General features: G+C 58.8%; 22 protein-coding genes and 2 pseudogenes. 18 read left to right on the forward strand and 6 right to left on the reverse strand.

What is annotated here, in order from left to right; translation table 11 throughout:
- The first annotated feature begins 38 nt into the window (after nt 1-38).
- Complete coding sequence (locus D7S89_RS15870) at nt 39-1,409, forward strand: eCIS core domain-containing protein (protein WP_121279004.1); 1,371 nt, start codon at nt 39-41, stop codon at nt 1,407-1,409.
- A 34-nt stretch (nt 1,410-1,443) separates the two neighbouring features.
- Here D7S89_RS15870 and D7S89_RS15875 read toward each other — a convergent pair.
- Nucleotides 1,444-1,772 (reverse strand): annotated as a pseudogene (locus D7S89_RS15875) (IS481 family transposase); the annotation flags it as partial.
- Between the two features lie 11 nt (nt 1,773-1,783).
- On the opposite strand from D7S89_RS15875, the gene D7S89_RS15880 reads away from it, so the two are divergent.
- The 4 genes from D7S89_RS15880 to D7S89_RS15895 all read left to right on the forward strand — a co-directional run bounded on the left by D7S89_RS15880 (nt 1,784) and on the right by D7S89_RS15895 (nt 4,457).
- Complete coding sequence (locus tag D7S89_RS15880; RefSeq protein WP_245982960.1) at nt 1,784-2,491, forward strand: rolling circle replication-associated protein; 708 nt, start codon at nt 1,784-1,786, stop codon at nt 2,489-2,491.
- A gap of 592 nt (nt 2,492-3,083) precedes the next feature.
- A complete protein-coding gene (locus tag D7S89_RS15885) occupies nt 3,084-3,389 on the forward strand; it encodes a hypothetical protein (RefSeq protein WP_121278672.1) in 306 nt (101 codons plus the stop codon).
- A 121-nt stretch (nt 3,390-3,510) separates the two neighbouring features.
- Nucleotides 3,511-4,197, forward strand: coding sequence for a PAAR domain-containing protein (locus D7S89_RS15890; RefSeq protein WP_121278673.1), 687 nt, complete (start codon nt 3,511-3,513; stop codon nt 4,195-4,197).
- Nucleotides 4,197-4,457 carry a hypothetical protein gene (locus D7S89_RS15895; RefSeq protein WP_121278674.1) on the forward strand — a complete coding sequence of 87 codons (261 nt, stop codon included), beginning with the start codon at nt 4,197-4,199 and terminating at the stop codon, nt 4,455-4,457. The genes D7S89_RS15890 and D7S89_RS15895 overlap by 1 nt, the downstream gene beginning before the upstream one ends.
- Before the next feature lie 192 nt (nt 4,458-4,649).
- Here D7S89_RS15895 and D7S89_RS15900 read toward each other — a convergent pair.
- Together D7S89_RS15900 and D7S89_RS15905 are read right to left on the reverse strand one after the other, a co-directional pair.
- Nucleotides 4,650-5,492: pseudogene (locus tag D7S89_RS15900) on the reverse strand (ISNCY family transposase); the annotation flags it as partial.
- Between the two features lie 150 nt (nt 5,493-5,642).
- Nucleotides 5,643-5,939, reverse strand: coding sequence for a helix-turn-helix domain-containing protein (locus D7S89_RS15905; protein WP_121278675.1), 297 nt, complete (start codon nt 5,937-5,939; stop codon nt 5,643-5,645).
- Nucleotides 5,940-6,093: 154 nt separating this feature from the next.
- Between D7S89_RS15905 and D7S89_RS27195 the strand changes: the two genes are divergently transcribed.
- Nucleotides 6,094-6,384, forward strand: coding sequence for a hypothetical protein (locus D7S89_RS27195; protein ID WP_147426674.1), 291 nt, complete (start codon nt 6,094-6,096; stop codon nt 6,382-6,384).
- Here the strand turns inward: D7S89_RS27195 and D7S89_RS15910 are convergent.
- Nucleotides 6,381-6,647 carry a hypothetical protein gene (locus tag D7S89_RS15910; RefSeq protein ID WP_121278676.1) on the reverse strand — a complete coding sequence of 89 codons (267 nt, stop codon included), beginning with the start codon at nt 6,645-6,647 and terminating at the stop codon, nt 6,381-6,383. The genes D7S89_RS27195 and D7S89_RS15910 overlap by 4 nt on opposite strands.
- A gap of 711 nt (nt 6,648-7,358) precedes the next feature.
- Between D7S89_RS15910 and D7S89_RS15920 the strand changes: the two genes are divergently transcribed.
- The 8 genes from D7S89_RS15920 (at nt 7,359) to D7S89_RS15950 (ending at nt 12,638) form a co-directional block, all read left to right on the forward strand.
- Nucleotides 7,359-7,676, forward strand: coding sequence for a cellulose synthase (locus tag D7S89_RS15920; RefSeq protein ID WP_121278678.1), 318 nt, complete (start codon nt 7,359-7,361; stop codon nt 7,674-7,676).
- A gap of 127 nt (nt 7,677-7,803) precedes the next feature.
- Entirely contained in the window at nt 7,804-8,028 is a 225-nt protein-coding gene (locus D7S89_RS15925; RefSeq protein ID WP_121278679.1) for a major capsid protein, read from the forward strand.
- A 65-nt stretch (nt 8,029-8,093) separates the two neighbouring features.
- Complete coding sequence (locus D7S89_RS15930) at nt 8,094-8,354, forward strand: hypothetical protein (protein ID WP_121278680.1); 261 nt, start codon at nt 8,094-8,096, stop codon at nt 8,352-8,354.
- 151 nt (nt 8,355-8,505) lie between these two features.
- Nucleotides 8,506-9,966: a virulence factor TspB C-terminal domain-related protein gene (locus tag D7S89_RS15935; protein WP_147426675.1), complete on the forward strand. Its 1,461-nt coding sequence runs from the start codon at nt 8,506-8,508 to the stop codon at nt 9,964-9,966.
- Nucleotides 9,963-10,100 (forward strand): hypothetical protein, encoded by a 138-nt coding sequence (locus tag D7S89_RS27480; RefSeq protein WP_183085221.1) that lies wholly within the window; start codon nt 9,963-9,965, stop codon nt 10,098-10,100. Before D7S89_RS15935 ends, D7S89_RS27480 begins: the two co-directional genes overlap by 4 nt.
- The gene (locus D7S89_RS15940) at nt 10,097-10,375 is read left to right on the forward strand and encodes a DUF2523 domain-containing protein (protein ID WP_121278682.1); all 279 of its coding nucleotides are present in this window, start codon (nt 10,097-10,099) and stop codon (nt 10,373-10,375) included. Before D7S89_RS27480 ends, D7S89_RS15940 begins: the two co-directional genes overlap by 4 nt.
- Nucleotides 10,376-10,422: 47 nt before the next feature.
- Nucleotides 10,423-11,274 (forward strand): zonular occludens toxin domain-containing protein, encoded by an 852-nt coding sequence (locus tag D7S89_RS15945; protein ID WP_425470823.1) that lies wholly within the window; start codon nt 10,423-10,425, stop codon nt 11,272-11,274.
- Entirely contained in the window at nt 11,271-12,638 is a 1,368-nt protein-coding gene (locus tag D7S89_RS15950; protein WP_121278684.1) for a type II secretion system protein GspD, read from the forward strand. Before D7S89_RS15945 ends, D7S89_RS15950 begins: the two co-directional genes overlap by 4 nt.
- A gap of 258 nt (nt 12,639-12,896) precedes the next feature.
- Here the strand turns inward: D7S89_RS15950 and D7S89_RS15955 are convergent, their stop codons facing one another.
- A complete protein-coding gene (locus tag D7S89_RS15955) occupies nt 12,897-13,184 on the reverse strand; it encodes a hypothetical protein (RefSeq protein ID WP_121278685.1) in 288 nt (95 codons plus the stop codon).
- A gap of 749 nt (nt 13,185-13,933) precedes the next feature.
- On the opposite strand from D7S89_RS15955, the gene D7S89_RS15960 reads away from it, so the two are divergent.
- The 4 genes from D7S89_RS15960 to D7S89_RS15975 all read left to right on the forward strand — a co-directional run bounded on the left by D7S89_RS15960 (nt 13,934) and on the right by D7S89_RS15975 (nt 16,924).
- On the forward strand, nt 13,934-14,818 hold the full coding sequence (locus tag D7S89_RS15960; protein ID WP_121279006.1) for a rolling circle replication-associated protein: 885 nt from the start codon (nt 13,934-13,936) through the stop codon (nt 14,816-14,818).
- A 172-nt stretch (nt 14,819-14,990) separates the two neighbouring features.
- Nucleotides 14,991-15,767 (forward strand): DUF6602 domain-containing protein, encoded by a 777-nt coding sequence (locus D7S89_RS15965; protein ID WP_121278686.1) that lies wholly within the window; start codon nt 14,991-14,993, stop codon nt 15,765-15,767.
- A gap of 153 nt (nt 15,768-15,920) precedes the next feature.
- On the forward strand, nt 15,921-16,607 hold the full coding sequence (locus D7S89_RS15970) for a PAAR domain-containing protein (protein WP_121278687.1): 687 nt from the start codon (nt 15,921-15,923) through the stop codon (nt 16,605-16,607).
- Nucleotides 16,607-16,924, forward strand: a complete 318-nt coding sequence (locus tag D7S89_RS15975) for a hypothetical protein (protein WP_121278688.1) — start codon at nt 16,607-16,609, stop codon at nt 16,922-16,924. The genes D7S89_RS15970 and D7S89_RS15975 overlap by 1 nt, the downstream gene beginning before the upstream one ends.
- A 16-nt stretch (nt 16,925-16,940) precedes the next feature.
- Here D7S89_RS15975 and D7S89_RS15980 read toward each other — a convergent pair whose 3' ends face one another.
- On the reverse strand, nt 16,941-17,276 hold the full coding sequence (locus D7S89_RS15980; protein ID WP_121278690.1) for a hypothetical protein: 336 nt from the start codon (nt 17,274-17,276) through the stop codon (nt 16,941-16,943).
- Between the last annotated feature and the right edge of the window lie 625 nt (nt 17,277-17,901).

Raw genomic sequence — 17,901 nt, forward strand, 5'->3', positions numbered from 1 at the left:
CGTCGCACGGCGTTCAGACAACGATAAGGATCGTGCAAATGACCCGTGAACCGCCCTGTCTCAAACCGCATAGACGCCATCGGATAAACGTTGCAGCAAGCCCGACTGATGCTCCGGTGGTAATACAGCAACGCAGCGACAATCACGTCACCGCGATGGCTGCTTATCACTACGCGTCCTCCCCGATACGGCGGGCAGCGCCGGATATCAATTCAACCGGCCTGCCGGACGATCTGAAATCCGGGATTGAAAACCTTTCCGGCTTGCCGATGGACAAGGTCAAAGTCCACTACAACTCCGCCAGACCGGCCCAAATGCGGGCGCTGGCGTATGCGCAGGGAGCCGATATCCATCTCGCCCCAGGACAGGAAAAGCATCTCCCGCACGAAGCCTGGCATCTGGTACAGCAGGCCAAGAGGAGGGTCAGGCCCACACTGCAGATGGGGGCGGGGACGCCAGTCAACGATGACAAGGGGCTGGAACATGAGGCCGATGTGATGGGGGCGAGAGCATCCCAGATGCGCAGCGATTCCGTGCCTTTGAATTTGCGCGCCTCTCATCCGCAAGGGCCAATGCCGGGCGGAGTGGTGCAGCGCGTGCTTGACGAAGACTTCGAGCACGGGGGGGAGGCAACGGAGGAGCAAACGGCGACGTGTAGAACCTTCGCCCAACAGGTGAGCGCTTTTGTCGATCGGGCTTACGACGAGCTGATGACGGGCCACGTAGGGGAATGGAAAGGCGCCCGGTGGGTGGCGTTCCTCGAGCTCCTCCAGAGAAATAGCCCGATGGCGTTGACCCACGCCGGAAACGCCATCGAAGAACGCGTCTACGTCCTCATGCGTGCAGCGAAGATGCCAGCGCCCTGGACTGAGCAGCACTCCGATGGCATGGGCGGCGCCTCGAAGCCGGACATCGTTATCAACCTTGCGGGAGGGACTGTTGAGGGGTTGGTCGACATTACCTCCGATCGCGGCCACATCCTCGGCAAGGCGGGCGGTTGGACAACGAGCAAGCGCTATGTCTACGTGGCGGAGGCGTACTATCCATCGATCCGGGCGGAGCACCTGCCGATCATCCGCGCAGCCGTGGAAGCGAACGGAATGGACGCGGACCGGGTTAGATTACTGATCGAGGCCGCCGACGCCGAACGCGCGGACAAGCAACGCAAAAAGCAGGATGCCGCTACCAAAGCGCGGAACGTGCTCAATATGTACCCATCGTTCGCCCGCTACGTGGAGGCCGAGCACATGGGGAACGCCACGCAGGCCGGGAAATACCTGTTGAAACACGGGATACGCGTCAAGGGAATGAAAGTTCCGAAACGCCGCGGGGCGCGATCCCTGGAAGTCATCAAGGCCGCCAGGAACAAGGCGCGGAAGGCTAAGGCTGCAAAGGAAGTAGTGAGCTAGGATTTCCTGATCTGTGCGATTCACAGACATTGTTTCACTTTCTTGAAGGCCGTTTTCTTGGCGTGTCGAAACCTGTGCCACCGATAGGAGACACGGGTTCCGACACGCGCCGATGATGTTCGGCAAGGATCTTGTCGACACGCCATTCGCAGTGCCGAATTCGCTCTTTCCTCTCATCGTACGCGCCTTCCACGTCCGCCGCGAGAGGAGTGACGTCGCCCAATTCTGCGATGCGATCGACGGGCGCTTTGCCACCAAGCGAGCCATGTGGGCAGCGCCAGTTGAGGCGAATTGCCATTCCTCCATTCGCTGTTCGATCGCGTCCTCGGTAGGAGCATGGCGGGCCCAGAACTCGTTCAGGTTTCAGCGTGCGGGTGCGGCGGCACTTCCAGGAGATTCGAGCACTGCCTAGGGGCGCACAGGGCAAGCGTGAAATCGCTGAGGATGAGAGCGAGCAAGACGCTTCGGTCAAAGCGGCGAAGTCGCTGCAAACGTCGATCGGGCGCTCCAAGCGGATGATCCGCAAGCGGTGCAAGGCGATCCGTGCCGATCGCGTGCTGACGCTCTCGACGCGTGCAAACGAAACGCGCATCGAGGTATGGGCCAAGTGGTGGGACGCCTTCCGACGCCGGCTCGATGCGATGCAAGACTTCCATTACGTGGCCGTGCTCGAGCGGCAGCAGCGTGGTGCTTGGCACATTCACGTGGCCGTAAGTGGTCGACAGAACTGGAAGCTGTTGCGCTCGATCTGGCTGTCGGTGATCAGGAAGTCGGGCACGGATGGCACGGTGAACGACAGCTTTCGAGGTAGCAAGGCAAACGCTATTTTCAAGCGGATCGGCGGCAAGGGCAGGGCCATGCGGCATCGAATCGCCACGTACATCGCGAAGTACGTTGGCAAGGACGCGGACGCGACGACGTTCAACAAGAAACGGTACTGGACGAGCCGGGGCATTGCGTTGCCCGAAGTAACGACATACGCGCATCTCGGCCCGGAGTTCGGCGCACGTGATGCCGTCGTGGCTGCCCATCAATGTGCGCTCGGCAATGGCGCAACGTGTGATGGAGCACAGTTCTACTAGAACCAGGGAATAGGGGTGTTTTGGATGGCGACCGGAAATACAAACTGAATTAAATGTTCATATCAAACTCTCGTTCACGAAAGGTGGACAAAATAAAATATCCAGCTCGCGTGCAAGCCAAGGAAAAGTCAAGCGTCAGAACACAAATAATTCAGTTGAAAGTCATTGGATGCCCCACTACTATTGGTAGTGTTTCCCGGGGGTGAGTACTACATGTTGTGCCCGCATGATTGCGACAATTAGGGAGCAAAGGGGGCAGCTATGAGGCGGGAAGGCAAAGGGAATTTGGGGGATTGTGGTGCAAACACGCTCCCCCATTTTGAGCGGTTTCGGTAAGCGCTGTTCTGAAAATCGCCCTCGGTCTGCAGCAATCGGAGTGTAGTTTTCCGTTAGACCTTGTTCAAGGCCAAACACAGCGCACATCTTCTCGAAAAAGTAGTGTTCGAGAGGAGCATGGCTCGTAAGCATGCGCTGACGAGCAACACCTAGTGACTCCGTGAGGAGTGCTCATGGGACCACGCTATAGCGTGGCTCCTTGTTTGGTCGACTGCCGGCAATATCTGCATGGTCGGTCTTTGTTCAAGGAAACGTTATGACTGATTTCTTGGTAAGAATTGAATTAATTCACAACCCAGCGACGCCGACTGAGGACGACTACAAACATCTTCATCAGCGAATGGAAGCCGCCGGGTTTAACCGTACGATCGTGGGCAGTAGCAATCAAAAGTTAGCTTTACCACCAGCTGAGTACTTTGGCTCTGGCGTCATCGACATTTTGAATGTCAGGGCCATTGTGGTTAAGGCTGTTTCGAACGGACTTAGGGGCGGGTTGTCATTCCGTGTGTTTGTTGCTGAGGTGAGGACCTGGGCGTCGCATAACCTCGCGCCAGCAGCATAGCTCGTAGCGGAATTGCATTCTGTTGCGCCGGCCCGAATGGACCGGCGTTTTTTTGCGTCTCAGTGAGCCATCGATAATTCCATTCACTTAGCATGAGCCGCAAAAATCATTCGACAAATTCTTGAAATACTCTAAACATTTCTGGCTCGAAAACTACCAGGACGCCCGAAAAATGCAGCGTTGCTACCTCCGCAAGGGTGATAAGTCATCCGGTAATGGCGTGGTGCAGGAAGGCATAGACGGTATGACGTGCGATGGTGCCGAGCTGACGTTCCTCGGCGCCAAAGTTGACTGCCCAGCATGCAATTCGACCGGAGCAATCGTAGCCAAGGGGCCGCGTTGGCCCGATGACAATTTCATGGGTAAGCGGCCGGCATTAGACGGCGATATTTGCGTGTGCGGGTGTTCGCCTCAGCCGGTCATGCACGCGAGCCAGACGAGGATGTTTGAGTCATACACGTCTGGTGAACTTGCAGCAATGGGATTTGCTGACGGTGGTCGTCCCGTCGCGAGGGCGGAAGCATCGGCGGTGCCGGTTGCTCAGCCTGCCGATACACCTGCCGCTTTGCCAGCATCTACTTTCGAGGGCGTGCAGCCATTCGCTTACACTGGCGCTCTCGGAAATGGTCCGGTCGGTGAGCTGGCTGCTCGTGGTGTAAGCGAGCACGGTGAAGCTGAGTGCAATGACCAGTATGAACGCGAGATGGACGAATGTATGGCGTATCGGAGCGCCATGGGCGGGCAACGGTTTATGGATGCCTGTTCACAGCGTGCGTTTGAAAATTACCAGCGATGCAGGGGGTACTAATGGCGGAACACCCGGACAAAAAGTGCGTGGTGGTGATGTGGTCTGACGAAAAACAGGCGCTGGTTTCTTACACGCTTGAAGTTGATAAAGTGCTTGCCGTGACACAACGCCTTTTTCCGCTCGAATTGCCGCTTGAGGATTACGACTACAACCTCGACGACGAGTTTGTGCGTCGATTTGGCGGGGCAACGTTGAATTTGCTGGCGCTGTCGAATCCTGAGCTTAAGCCGCATCTCAAGTTCACGCCGGCTAAGGATTGAATGCCAGCCCTGGCGGCCGGCTGGTGACGACTCGATTACGCGATGTCGAGTCGAAGCTGGATTGCGAACTGTTCCTCATTTGCTGCGGGCCGTGGCCGAATGACTGGCTGCGGCTTCCGCGAGCGCTGTTCTTGCTCGATGGCAGTCAGCCCCATCTGATCCCGGATCAGATCGCGTTCGAGCAATCGTAAGCGAATACGCATTGGCCCCGGTCACTGTGCTGATGCCGCGCAGCCGCAGCTCCTTCACCAGCCGGTCCTGCAGCGTCAAGTGCGCGCGCCCCTTGGCGGAGTTCGTGTTGGCGCAGAACGTGTCGATATTGAGCTCGTACATGGCCCGCCCGAAGTGCGTCACGCTGCTGCCGGTTTCATCGGCTTTAGTGCTGCGAAACACGCTGGCCTTGTCGCTGTAAAAGGCCTGCGGCTTGCCGTAGCGCTCCAGATACGCGCGCGTCGCCTCGAAATAGCTGAAGGTCGACTCGGTGGCCGTAAAGTGCAGCGCCATCAGCCGGCTCGTCGCATCGTCCACATACACCAGCAGCGTGCAGGCCGGCGCCCGCTCCTCGAACCAGGCATGCTCGCTGCCGTCGATCTGGATCAGTTGCCCCAGGCACGCGCGGCGGGCCCGCGGCTGATAGATCTTGGGCGGGCGCTGCCGGCGCGGCACCCACAGGCCGGCGTCCGTCATCAGCTTCCTGACGGTCTCCTTGGCCAGCTGGATACCGTGGCATTCCCATAGCTTCTCGCAGGCCAGCGTCGGACCGAAGTCCGCGTAGCGGTCTCGGATGATCGTCAGCGCTCGCCGGGCCACATCCTCGTCCAGCCGGCGATTGCCTCGGCAGCCACGCTTACGCGAGGCCAGTCCCGCTGCGCCAAGCTCCCGGTAGCGCTCGATCAGCCGCTCGACTTGACGCACCGTCAGCCCGAGGCGCTCAGCCGCGCGCCCAGGCTTGAGCCCCATGTCCACCACGGCCTGGATCACCTTCAAGCGGTCGAGTTCTCGCATGTTCAATGTCACCAGTGCAGTCGAATGCATGGCCGGCTCCGTTGTCCCGCAGGGAGCTGCCAAGCATACCGAGGTCAAAACGCGACATTTCTAAATAGCCAGAACACGACATTTGCATATAGCTCTAACAACAAAAAAATTGATAATTGGGAAGAGGTCAAATGCTCACTAACGCACCTATTACGCGGCTGAGAGCACCGTAAATAGGCGATTCAAGGCGTTAGTGAGCAAGCGAAAACCCGCTGCGACCATCTCTTTCAAAGGTTTACGCTTTTCCTCTTCGCGCACCATGATCAACATCACGTCGCCAAGTGATACGTTGGCCTCCCTCGCGAACTTCGCAGCCGTCGTGTAGTCCGGTAGACGTTCGCCCTTCACATAGCGGTCTAGTGACTTTTGAGCGATGCCCATTTCCTTCGCCGCTCGGTTCACGCTTCGGCCGTTCAGCACGCTCTCTATCAATTCTTCATACGTCATAGGAATCTCCGATTGATGAACTTGTCCGAACGGACTAGTATTCATTTGTCCGATCGGACTTAGGCCGGTCAGCCTTAGTCCAGATGGTCTGCCCGAAGTCTAGCAGCACCTCGGAAAAGGTAAACCCCGTAGGAGGTCTTGGATGGAGTGTGCTTTGACGTTGCTGACGCTGATGTACCGGGATGAAGTCGATGAATCGACACTTTCGCGCGGATATGCAGCTGTTCGTGACCTGTTGGCCGTCTCCGGTGGTGCGCCGGTTGCCTTCGTCGATCGGCTGGAAAACGGGGCGAGATTCCTTCGCGTCTTGTGCAACGGGCGGGTGCCCTGGCGTCGTGTGAGGGATGGTTGGTGCTCGGTTCTACCCGGCAGCGCATCGGTGGACAAGATTCGAAGCGCTGCGGTGCTTGATGTGCTGGCCGGGTGCGAATCGATTTTGCGTTAGTCGTCGTACTCGTAGAAGCCGAGTAGCGCAAGGTAGTCGCGAAAGCGCTTTTGCGTTTCGACGAATGGCAGTGCGGAGTAGTTCGCCCATACCAAGCCGATTCGCTCCTCGTCGTCTCTCGTTATTACGACTGCAACTTCGTTTTCGTGCTTTGCGATTTCCGAGCTGAGGAATGCCCAAGCGTCCTTTTGGTTGCTGGAGCCTTCGTCGAACTCCTTAGCAACGGTGCCGACCACTATTTGAGCGATGTATGGCGTATCCATATTGCAACTCGTGAATTGGGAAGCAACGAATATAACGCACCAGACGTGTCGGTTTCACAAACTGAGGACTATAGATGGCCGTATATCGAGTGTATGCGTACACGAGCTGCGGGCACCACCGAATCGGCGCGGTGCAGATCACGGCTCGTAATCCGTGGGACGCCTGTGAGAAGGGGCGTGAGCAGTTGAAGCAACAAGGGATCACAGCCGAGCTAGCCCGCGTCATCCCGGTTGAGGCCGATGGGCGCATGAATCCATTTCGGTTGTACTGCGTCGGTTCCGGTGCAGCGCGGGATATGCGCGCCTAGTTGTAGCCAATCGCGCACTTTACCCTCGGAAAGCGCGGTTGTTTTGCGGGCGAGTCGAGTCAGATTGACCGCCCGCCTTTTTTAGCGATGGGGCGAAAGCGGGGAAGCCATGGCGAAGTGTCTGAATGATGAGGTAACGCCGGATTTGTTTTCCGGCCAGCTTGCCGAGCAGGCGCGGTCGTTGCCGGCAGACGTTCGCCGAAGAGATACGTGGTCGCTTCCGGTCGAAGTTGTAGTAGAGCTGTGCGCGTGGTGCGGTGTCGATCGCGCGGGCAGTTGCGGTGCATGCAGTGATCTGAGAGCAAGCAAGCGTTAATCAAACCGCGCTGAATGCGCAAACGTGTAGGGCATCGCGAGTCGATCAGCCTATTTGAGTAGCACTACTAATTTTTCGGAGTATCGAATGAACAAGCAAAAACTGTCGGTCCTTCAAGTCATCAAGCGTTCGGGTATTGCGAAGCGCACGGGCAACCCTTGGGAGATCTACGCGGCGCAATGTGTGCTTGAGCAGGACGTGGAGGGGCAAAAGCAGATCCTCGTCGGCACGATCAATTTGCCCGATCACCTCAAGGCCATCGATGCAGGCGAGTACCTAGCCGACTTCGCGTTCGCACAGTCGATGGACGGCAAGCTCGAACCGCGCATCACGTCGCTGCAACCGTTCGGCATGCCCACTGCAAAGCCCAAGGCGGGTGCGGGGGTAGGGGGAGCAGCGGCTTAACGCTCGCTGGTTCGCTGGGTCGCTGAATGGGCGGCCTAGCTCACCGATCACGTTGAGAGTCGAATCGTTCGAAGCTGGCCCGATCGGACGATTCCTAACGGACGGGCTAAATCAGGGAGAAGAAGAAATGACAAAAAAGAAGCTGTTGGTGGTGGGTCTTGGTCTGGCGGCAGCGGCCGGCAGTGCAATGGCGGATGCGGCGGGCGCGCCGGCGAGCACGATTGACACGACGGCGGCTGTGCAGCAGATCAACGGCCTGACGGTGGGGATTTCGGCGATCGGCGGAGCACTAATTGCGGTGGCAGTCCTTGCGCTGGGTTACCGGCTTATGAAGGGCTTCGTGGGCCGGTAATAGGCTCAGTGCGTGTGCCAGGGGCGTTTCTGCAAGGGGACGCCCTTTTTGTTTGAGGGGGCGTGATGCCGGGCTTTTCGGAGGTGGTCTGCGGGCCGGGTGGAGCAAGCGGCGTGACGTATGCGCAGATTGGCGGGCAGCAGGTCAGCTGTGGCGTGGATAGCGCAGGCCATACCTTGTTTGTGCAGGTGCGCACGATCGACGACCAGGCCGCCGACGGCTCGACGACGGGGCTTGCAGTGGGCGGAGCCATGTTGCTCGTCATGGCGACGGCTTGGGTTGTCCGAGTTCTGAGGGCATTCATCGATAGCAGTGGGGAGGCGTAATGACTTGGTTCTATGTGTCGTTCGGGTGCGTCGTGGCGACCTGCTACGCCGTGGGGCTGATTCTGTTTCTGTGAGGGGCACAATGATTCGCGTACTCGCGGCGTTCGTTCTGTGTATGGCTATTGGATTGGCGCAGGCGCAGACCCCTGTCGTGGCGTGGACGAGCGACACGTCTTATATCGTGTTCGACGGCACGCCCAAGGCGAACATCATCGGCAGTGGCATAGTGCGCGGATCGCAGGTGGCCCTCGGTAAGCCGCAGATCGAGACGGGCGCGCTCGTGACCGGTAAGGCGATCTCGCGTGGGTACAAGGCGGCCGATTCGGTGATCGCAAACACGGTCAAGGGGATCGGTTCGGCCTTGGCAGCGGACGTTGTTGCAGGCCTAACGTGCGGTGCCGGTGGGCTTTGGGGATTCGTCGGCTGCGCGGCACTCAGTGCGGTCGTCCAAGCTGCTGTTTTCCTCGGGGTCGATCGGCTCTGGTCGTGGCTCTTCAATCCCACCACGAAAAACGTCACATACGTGAACCAAGGGCCGCCGGCTACCTATTTCGGCGCCTACGTCTACGCGAACCCCACGGACCTGAGCAGCACGCAGAGCTACGAAGTCGACTTCGTAAGCCTTGCCGATGCGGCCACGTATTGGGCACAGAACGCGTCATTGCATGGACAAGCGCAACTGTCGAGCGGCGCCGCGGCGAAGAGTCAGCCGGCGTATGCGTACACGTTCAAAGGCACTTGTACCGTTTCGCCTCTGCCGGGTGGTGGCGTTAACTGCGCGATGAACGACCAAGATTTAACGGGCGTATACGGTTCGGGGCAACAGCAGGTGCAGTTCATCGTCGGCACCGGTACTGCGCCGAATCTACAACCGGCGCTTGGCGCCTCTATGCAAGGCACAACGTCAAGCCTGTCGGCAGCTGTTACCGCGCTCCCATCTTCTGAGTTGTCGCAAAGAGCCGATCCGCAAACGACGGCTAGCATGGTCAATGCGGCATGGCAGCGGGCTTCTTCGCGCCCTGGCTATACCGGCGTGCCCTATGACCCCGCGAACCCTATTACCGCGTCGGACGTGACTTCGTGGGAAGCCAGCAATCCGACGTTTGCGCCCACGGTTGGCGATGTGCTGGGCGTCGGCCCCGGCTCGGCAGGCCAAGGCAATAGCTCTTCTCAGGTCGGTTACATCCCGTCGAGCGGCGTAGCTTCCGATGGCTCAGGCCCAAGCGGTAGCACGGGTACCGGCTCTGGGACCGGTACGGGTTCAGGGACAGGCTCCGGCACTGGTACAGGTGCTGGTTCGGGCTCCGGGGCATCGTCGCCGTCGACGACCGATCCCTGCACGATCAATCCTGCCTCTCTGCTTTGTGCGCAGTGGGGAAGTGCATCAGCCGGGGCGCTGCCGTCGAATACCGTGAATGTGGGTTTATCGCCGTGGCGGATCGGGCCGGCCACCGCGAGCTGTCCCGCTCCGGTGACGTTCAGTCTGTTCGGGCAGCCGTATGCGATTGACTATTCACCGGTCTGCACGCTTGTACAGAAGGTAGCGCCGCTGGTCGCTGCGCTGGGTGGGATAGCGGCCGCAATGATTGTCATTGGAGGAGTGAAGTCATGAGAAACGGGCTCATCGTGGGTGGTGTATGCGTGGTGCTGCTGGTGCTGTGCTTGGCGCTCGCGTGGCATGGGCTGTCAGCCCTGTCGGGTGCTGAAGCACAAGCAAGTGACAGCATGATGGAGCGCCTGAAATGACCATCGCAGCATGGCTCATGTCGCTCGTCGGGCCGATGATCATTCAGGGGCTGATAGCGCTTGGTGTCGGCGTGCTGACGGTGACGGGGATTGACCTTGCGGTGAACACGGCGCTCGGCTGGGTGAGTACGAACGTCGGCGGCATTCCTAACGATTTGTTGTCGATACTGGCGCTTAGTGGGCTGTTCCAGGCCATGAGCTACATCGGCGGAGCGATCACGGCGCGCGTCACGCTGGCGGGTGCGTCGGCTGCCAAGAGGTGGTTCATCAAATGATTACGCTCATTACCGGCGTGCCCGGCTCGGGTAAGACGCTCTACGCCGTGTGGTTGGCACGCAAGCTCGTGAAACAAGGTCGGCGGGTAGTCGTCGACGGCATCCGTGATCTGGCGATCGATCATGTGCAGGTCGATGAGGCATGGGTGCGTCAATGGCCCGAGCATGTGCAGCCGAACGACGTGGTGATCATTGATGAAGTGCAGCGCTATTGGCCGCCCGTGAGCGTGAGCACCAAGCCGACCGAAGACATAGAAAAGCTGCACGTGCACCGGCATTTCGGCGTCGACTTCATCCTGATTACCCAGCACCCTCAGCGGATGAACAAGACAATCCGCGATCTGGTTGGGCGGCATGTCCACGTGCGGCGGATGCTCGGCATGAACAAAGCGCTGCTTTATGAGTGGGATAGCACGCGCAATCCGAACGGCAGTCTCAAGGATGCAGTAAAGACGTGGTGGGCCTATCCCAAGGACGTTTTCAAGCTGTACACGAGCGCCGAACTGCACACGAAGCCGAAGGCCGTGGTCCCGAAAGTGCTCTTTGTTATCCCCGTGGCGCTCGTTGCACTGGTCGTGTGCGTGTGGCTCGGATACCGGAGTGTCGTGGGCATGGGCACGAAGTCGAACGGTGCAGCCGTTCCGAGCCCTGCGGCTGCCGGGCCGACATCCGCTCCTGTTGAGGTGCGTAGCGATGGATGGCGTTTGGTCGGCGCCTACGCGATTGACGGCATGCCTTATGTGCTGTTGGCCGATGCCGCAGGACGGGTGCGCTCAGTGCCGCGCGAAGGGTTTCGTGGCGAAGGTCTGCGTCTTGAGGGGGCGGTCGACGGCGTGCAGGTGGCTGTATGGACCGGCGTTGAGCAGCCGGCAAAGATGCTCGGGGGAACGGGGAAATGAGGAAGCTGGTCGGGTTGCTGCTGCTGTGGGCGTCGTGGTGTGGTGCCGTCGAGAATGCACTGCTGCCGCAGGGCATACCGCCGTTGCCGACGCTGCCGGGTGTGCCGTCTGCACCGCCCGCTCCGTTACACATGCACGGCGGCGCATTTGATCTGCGGTTCGTGAACGTGGGCCAGTTGGTCGACCTGCTTTACGGCGAAGCACTGCACGTGCCGCACGTGATCTCTAATGAGGTGTTGCAGGATCAGCGGCTGGTGTCGTTCCAGTGGGACGGCAAGCGCGACGAGCTGCACGACTTCGTGCGGGTGTTTTTGGAGTCGCAGGGCTTCAAGGTCGAAACGCGCGACGGTGTGGATTTCATCGGTCGACGAGCGGACACCACGAAGGGCACACCGCCCGCGCACTATGTCTATCACGCGAAGCACCGTTCAGCCGCGTATCTCGTGCAGGTGCTCGGGCCATTGTTCGCTTCGCGCGGGGCGGTTGGTGTGCTGCCGGGTGCACTCGACTTGTCTAGCGCGGGTGCCCCCGATAGCGCCTCGTCAACGGCCGGCATGCTGCCTGCGTCGAACGATCGAGCGGCAACTACTCGCGTGCCGAGCGTGACCGCAGCGGAGCAGCTTGTCGCTTCCGGCGATGAGGTCGTGTTCTTCGGCTCGGCCGATGATGTGGCGCAGCTCAAGGCGATCTTGCCCGAGCTGGATGTGTCGCCCGGTGAGCTGGTCGTACGTGGCTGGGTCTATGAAGTCACTGAAAACGACTCCAAGAGCAGCGCGTTTTCGATCGCGGTGAACGTGCTGGGTGGGGCGCTTTCGATCTCGAATGGTGACACGACGGCCGATCGCAATTCCTTGCGTTTTGCGGGGCCGCATATCGATGCGGCGATCACGGCGTTAAACGGCACGACCAACTTCCGGCAGATCAGCAACCCGCATGTGCGTGTGCAGTCGGGGCAGCACGTACGGCTGAATGTGGGCGCACAGGTGCCGACGCTCGGCAGCGTCAGCTACCAGGGCACGAGCGGTGCGCCGGTTCAATCCGTGACGTACCAGGACGCAGGCTTGATCTTCGACGTGCTGCCGTCGATCGTCGGCGACTCAATCGATATGGCGGTCGACGAGCAGCTGTCCGACTTCGTGGCGACGACGACCGGCGTTGCGGGCTCGCCGACCAAGCACACGCGCGAAATGAAGACCAGCATGCGCATGGCTGATGGCGAGGTCGTCGTGATTGGCGGTTTGACGCAGGACACGGCCAGCGACGCCCGTAATCGCTTCCCATGGCTGCCGTCGTTTCTCGACGGTAAAGGCGCGAGCAAGGGTCGCACGGAAATCGTGCTCGTGTTGCAGGTTCAAAAGGTGTGAGCGCGCAGTAGGTGGCTGCTGACTGCGTAAAGGCCGATCAGAACGGCAAGCCAAAAGGCAAGGGCGGGAGCGTAGCGGCGGATTCGATGCGGCTTATGCAGGTGCTGTAGCGCGGGGTGGACGTATCCGGATTGCGCCGGCTTTGGGTTCGCTCGGCGTTTCATTTCTTCTCGGTACCAGTCGCGATCGTCCAGGCTCATTTATTCCTCGGCGTTTTGTTTCGGCGCATTGTAGCCGAGCGTAACTAGGAGAGCCGCTCTAGCGCCGGGCAGCTTTGAGCAAGCCTTGGAGCAAGTGGCCGTCGTAGTCCATGACGCGAGCCACGAGACTGCGCATGTTGCGGCATACGAACTGCCGACCGTCGGGGCGTGTCCAGGTGAAGTAATTGCCCTTGCGGATGAGCGGCCGGATGTATAGGCGAAGGTTCAATTGCCGCCAGGGCGTGAGCGGTGCCCGGCGCTTGATGGACGCGCGGCGCTTGGGCTTGGCGAACCAGAAAGGGGCCGTTGCGATGCCGCCGATAAGAAGCAGGGAAAGCTGAATCATGGTGCGCTCCAAGGTGTTGAGGCTGCCGGGCCGTTAGATTCAGGAGCCCGGCCAACCCGGTTTTTCCCGCACAGCCGTAGCGTTTGTGCTTGCCGCCAGTCCGCCGAGTTCTTTCGCCCGCTGCCGAGGTAGAGCGCGGCCGAACGCGGGTCAAGGGGGAGGGTTTGTAAAAGTCGTGCCGTTCGACTTTTACGGATACCCCCTTGAAGGCGCACCGCGCCGGCCAGCGGGCGGACGTGCGCTACCGTGCCCGGCTAATGGCGAAGAACTCGGCGGACTGGCGGCAAGCGAGCGATGACGATGGCGCGGGAAAAACGCCGCGCGGCGAGCGCCCACAGCGCGCAGCGCTCCGTCTAGGGTGTGTAGACGTGTTGGGCCGGAGCAGAGGCTCGTAGATGGCGCGTAGGACGGCTGGCCGATGGTGTTGAGGACGAGTAGGGCGCGAGCGTGCGCGGGCCTCCAGCGAGCCGGAGGCCGCAGAGGCCGGCGCGCGCAGCGCGCCTAAACTTGTACCTCTAACACTTAACGGAAACGAGCCGCAGCAGGGCTCTAGCAGGACCGCAGAAGGTAGCAACAGAAAAGAAAAACCCGGCGATCGTTGGCGCGATCCCGGGCGGTGACAAACATCGGATATGAGGGTATCCAACGTGAGCAAGCCCATTGTAGTTGATGGCGTGGTTGTCGGGTATGAGCGTCCTGACGTTCGTTCGCTGGAAAGCTGGGATGAGGAGTACAGCAAGCCGGGCGCTGTGCTCGATGCACACGAGCGTGGTGAGGTGTTGCCCGATTTCGTCGACGGCTCATGCTGGGATGAATACGTCGTGCGCACGCAACGGTTCGAGGATGGGCAGCAAGAGGTGGCCGCCTTCAGCGTACGGGTGTGGCGGCACTTCCAGGCTATTCGAGCACTGCCTAGGGGCGCACGAGGCAAGCGTGAAGTCGCTGAGGGTGAGAGCGAGCAAGACGCTTCGGCCAAAGCGGCAAAGTCACTGCAAACGTCGATCGAGCGCTCCAAGCGGATGATCCGCAAGCGGTGCAAGGCGATCCGTGCCGATCGCATGCTGACGCTTTCAACGCGGGCAAACGAAACGCGCATCGAGGTATGGGCCAAATGGTGGGACGCATTCCGGCGTCGCCTCAATGCGATGCAAGACTTTCATTACGTGGCCGTGCTCGAGCGGCAGCAGCGTGGCGCTTGGCACATTCACGTTGCAGTCAGCGGTCGGCAGAACTGGAAACTGCTGCGCTCGATCTGGCTGTCGGTGATCAGGAAGTCGGGCACGGATGGCACCGTGAACGACAGCTTTCGTGGCGGCAAGGCTAACGCCATCTTCAAGCGTATCGGCGGCAAGGGCAGGGCCATGCGGCATCGGATCGCCACATACATCGCGAAGTACGTCGGCAAGGACGCGGACGCGACAACGTTCAACAAGAAGCGTTACTGGACGAGCCGGGGCATCGTGCTGCCAGAGACGACCACGTATGCGCATCTAGGCCCGGAGTTTGGCGCACGTGACGCGGTGGTGGCCGCGCATCAATGCGTCCTTGGTAACGGCGCGACGTGTGACGGGGCTCAGTTCTACTGGAACCAGGGAATAGGCGTGTTTTGGATGGCAACAGGAAATACAGAATGAATTTCGAAAGGCGCATCCCGACCCGATAAAGTCATCGCGCGTTTCGGAGGTGAATATCAGTTCGTCCACGCATCGGGGTCGCTCGTCAGTACATCACCTGTTAAGAACTGATAGCACCAAAGGGTGCCAGTAGAGAGTATGCTTGCGTAGGCAAATACGCTCACACGACGAGATGACCACTCCATACTTTGACTTTATAACTAGTTTGATCGGGGCTGCGAAGGCTGAGGCGGACAAGCTAGCGGCTCATACGGGCCATCACGGGCTGTCCGGGGAGATACGGGAGTTGGCGGCGAAAAGGTGCATCGAGCCGTTTCTTACTCAGAGCTTCCGATGCGGAAGCGGAAAGGTGATCGATTCACTCCAAAATAAGTCCGACCAAGCGGATATTGTCGTCTATCACAAAAGGACAGCGCCCCCCGTGTTCTTCAGCGGTCAGCTCGGGCTATTCCCCGTTGAGTGTGTCAGGTATGTATTCGAGGTCAAATCTACGCTCACCGCTACGGAGATTAGGGACGCAAACAAGAAGTTTCGCGCAATCGCCGGGTTGAAGTCGTATCCAAAGAGGGAAGCAGATGGTTCGATAACATGCGGCTCGATGCCTGCAACCGTGCTGCTTGCTTTCTCCTCCGACATTGCCGGTGATGAGTTGGAAAGATATTTAAAGTACACGGAGGATCATTTCCCACCATGTGTGGTCCTTTGTGTTTTGGGTAAAGGCTATTGGTTTTTTGCAGATGGAAAATGGCATGGAGCGCAGGTCGTCCCGAATATGCCGCCATATGCCGAATTCGCCTTGTTCATTACCGGACTAATGAATACACTTAGCTCGGAGGAGTGCACCATAAGGCCATTCAATCCCGGACCTTACGTTGATGCCGCTGATGTTATTTTGCAAGCCATGAATTTAAAAGACATGGACACCCCACCACCTTTCTTCCGCAATTAGAATTGAATAGCCGCCTCCGGTTGAATTCAACGTTTGAATGTCAGAGTAATGGCGCTAGCGAATGATGCCTCATAGTCGTTAAGCATCAACGCTGCATCGCACAAATTCCATTTATTCAATCAGCATTTTTCAAAAAAATCATTCGACAAATTCTTGAAATACTGCAAACATTTCGGGCTCGAAAACCACAGGGGTGCTCGGAAAATGCAGCGTTGCTACCTCCGCAAGGGTGATAAGTCATCCGTTAATGGCGTGGTGCAGGAAGGCATAGATGGTATGACATGCGATGGTGCCGAGCTGACGTTCCTCGGTGCCAAAGTTGGCTGCCCAGCATGTAATTCAACCGGAGCAATCGTAGCCAAAGGGCCGCGCTGGCCTGACGATAATTTCATGGGTAAGCGGCCGGCATTAGACGGCGATATTTGCGCATGTGGGTGTTCCCCTCAGCCGGTCATGCACGCGAGCCAGACGAGGATGTTTGAGTCATACACGTCTGGTGAACTTGCCGCAATGGGATTTGCTGACGGTGGTCGTCCCATCGTGAGGACGGAAGCATCGGCGGTGCCGGTTGCTCAGCCTGCCGATACACCTGCTGCTGTGCCAGCATCCACTTTCGAGGGCGTACAACCGTTCGCGTACACTGGCGCTTTCGCTAGTGGTCAGGTCGACGAGCTGGCGGCTCGGGGAGTGAGTGAGGAAGACGAGGGTGAGTGTTTCTCGCAATATGAGGAGGATATGGAGGCCTGTAATGCGGCCCGCGCCATGTATCAAAGTCCGGCCTATTTTCAGAGCTGCGCGCAACGGGCTTTCCAGCGGTATCAACAGTGTAGAGGCTACTAATGGAAGCAAAGCCAAAAACATGCGTTATTACGCTTTTCAACGAAGAAACTAAATCTATTTCCTATCATCACGTCTCGCAAACAGCCGTTGCGGAGGCGCTCGCGAAAAGTACTAGCGTTGATGTACCTCTGGAAGATTTTGGCTTTAAGGTAGACGATGATTTCGCGCGCCGGCTCGGTGGGATGATTCTGCTGATCCTTGCCGGACGGTCGCCATTTTTGAAAGAGCACCTTGCTCTAACTACTGAGGGCGCTTCCGGCGCGACGGACACGCCGTCTGCCGAAAAGCGCTCGTGGTTCTGGCGAAAGCGCCAGTAATGCTTGGTTTGATGTGCTAGGCGATGTCAAGTCGTAGCTGAATGGCGAACTGTTCCTCATTGGCTGCGGGCCGTGGCCGAATGACTGGCTGCGGCTTTTTCAAGCGCTGTTCTTGCTCGATGGCAGTCAGCCCCATCTGATCCCGGATCAGATCGCGTTCGAGCAGTCGTAAGCGAAGTACGGCAACGGCCCAGGGCGGAATGACCGCTTGGCCGCTCATCCAGCTTTTGATCGTGCGCTCATGGCGCTGTAGTGTGCGGCAAAGGTACCGCATCGGAAGGCCGTTGGCGTAGTACAGGAACTCGGCTAAGGGTGCGGCGTTGTGCCGCGTAAGTGGCTTGCGGAAGGTCATACTGATCTCTCAAGGCTAATTCTTATGCGCTTCAGATGTAAGAAGCCGCTTAACAATAGCGGCTTGGGCGTCGAGAGTTGGTGTAGTTTCGTGGGGAGCGTGTCGTGAGCACTTGATCTTTCAATTATCTTACAATATGACCAAAAGTTCGATAATTGGGATTATGTCAAATTACATATGACTTCCTCCGCCCCCCTCAGATAGCTCTTCACGCCGCCGACGTTCGGCGCGACTTCACTTGTCGCAGCCTCTGGTCGACGCTCGGCACGCGCGCGGCTCCAATCGAGTGCGGCAAGCGCCCGCCGCATATTTCGCAGCGCGTTGTAGATATAACGCGGCATGACGCGCCTTCACTGTCCCTTCTTGCGCCTCTCGTCGGAGTTGACGCTCGCATTAGTGTCGTGCTGGGTGCGCTTCTGATCTTCGAGTAGTCCTGCCATGTCGTCCGCGCACTCCTCCTCGACAGCAAAAACAGCCGCTTCGCCAATCGATACGCGGCTTCGCCCCCTCAGGCGCCGGCATCTGATTAGCTCGATACCGTTAGCACTGCCAATGCCTACCATGGGTTGTTAAAAAAGGGGATCAAATTGTTTAACAACAGTACACCAGTAGGGCCATCGACCAG

It is taken from the genome of Trinickia fusca (assembly GCF_003628145.1).
GTDB lineage: Bacteria > Pseudomonadota > Gammaproteobacteria > Burkholderiales > Burkholderiaceae > Trinickia > Trinickia fusca.

What these genes read in the sequence shown, in the direction of transcription:
- D7S89_RS15930 (WP_121278680.1), top strand. Translation starts at nt 8,094, where the DNA reads ATGCCGGGCTTTTCGGAGGTGGTCTGCGGGCCGGGTGGAGCAAGCGGC.
- D7S89_RS15955 (WP_121278685.1), bottom strand. Translation starts at nt 13,184, where the DNA reads ATGATTCAGCTTTCCCTGCTTCTTATCGGCGGCATCGCAACGGCCCCT.
- D7S89_RS15885 (WP_121278672.1), top strand. Translation starts at nt 3,084, where the DNA reads ATGACTGATTTCTTGGTAAGAATTGAATTAATTCACAACCCAGCGACG.
- D7S89_RS15870 (WP_121279004.1), top strand. Translation starts at nt 39, where the DNA reads ATGACCCGTGAACCGCCCTGTCTCAAACCGCATAGACGCCATCGGATA.
- D7S89_RS15920 (WP_121278678.1), top strand. Translation starts at nt 7,359, where the DNA reads ATGAACAAGCAAAAACTGTCGGTCCTTCAAGTCATCAAGCGTTCGGGT.
- D7S89_RS15965 (WP_121278686.1), top strand. Translation starts at nt 14,991, where the DNA reads ATGACCACTCCATACTTTGACTTTATAACTAGTTTGATCGGGGCTGCG.
- D7S89_RS15975 (WP_121278688.1), top strand. Translation starts at nt 16,607, where the DNA reads ATGGAAGCAAAGCCAAAAACATGCGTTATTACGCTTTTCAACGAAGAA.
- D7S89_RS15925 (WP_121278679.1), top strand. Translation starts at nt 7,804, where the DNA reads ATGACAAAAAAGAAGCTGTTGGTGGTGGGTCTTGGTCTGGCGGCAGCG.
- D7S89_RS15910 (WP_121278676.1), bottom strand. Translation starts at nt 6,647, where the DNA reads ATGGATACGCCATACATCGCTCAAATAGTGGTCGGCACCGTTGCTAAG.
- D7S89_RS15980 (WP_121278690.1), bottom strand. Translation starts at nt 17,276, where the DNA reads ATGACCTTCCGCAAGCCACTTACGCGGCACAACGCCGCACCCTTAGCC.
- D7S89_RS15895 (WP_121278674.1), top strand. Translation starts at nt 4,197, where the DNA reads ATGGCGGAACACCCGGACAAAAAGTGCGTGGTGGTGATGTGGTCTGAC.
- D7S89_RS15905 (WP_121278675.1), bottom strand. Translation starts at nt 5,939, where the DNA reads ATGACGTATGAAGAATTGATAGAGAGCGTGCTGAACGGCCGAAGCGTG.
- D7S89_RS15950 (WP_121278684.1), top strand. Translation starts at nt 11,271, where the DNA reads ATGAGGAAGCTGGTCGGGTTGCTGCTGCTGTGGGCGTCGTGGTGTGGT.
- D7S89_RS27480 (WP_183085221.1), top strand. Translation starts at nt 9,963, where the DNA reads ATGAGAAACGGGCTCATCGTGGGTGGTGTATGCGTGGTGCTGCTGGTG.
- D7S89_RS15940 (WP_121278682.1), top strand. Translation starts at nt 10,097, where the DNA reads ATGACCATCGCAGCATGGCTCATGTCGCTCGTCGGGCCGATGATCATT.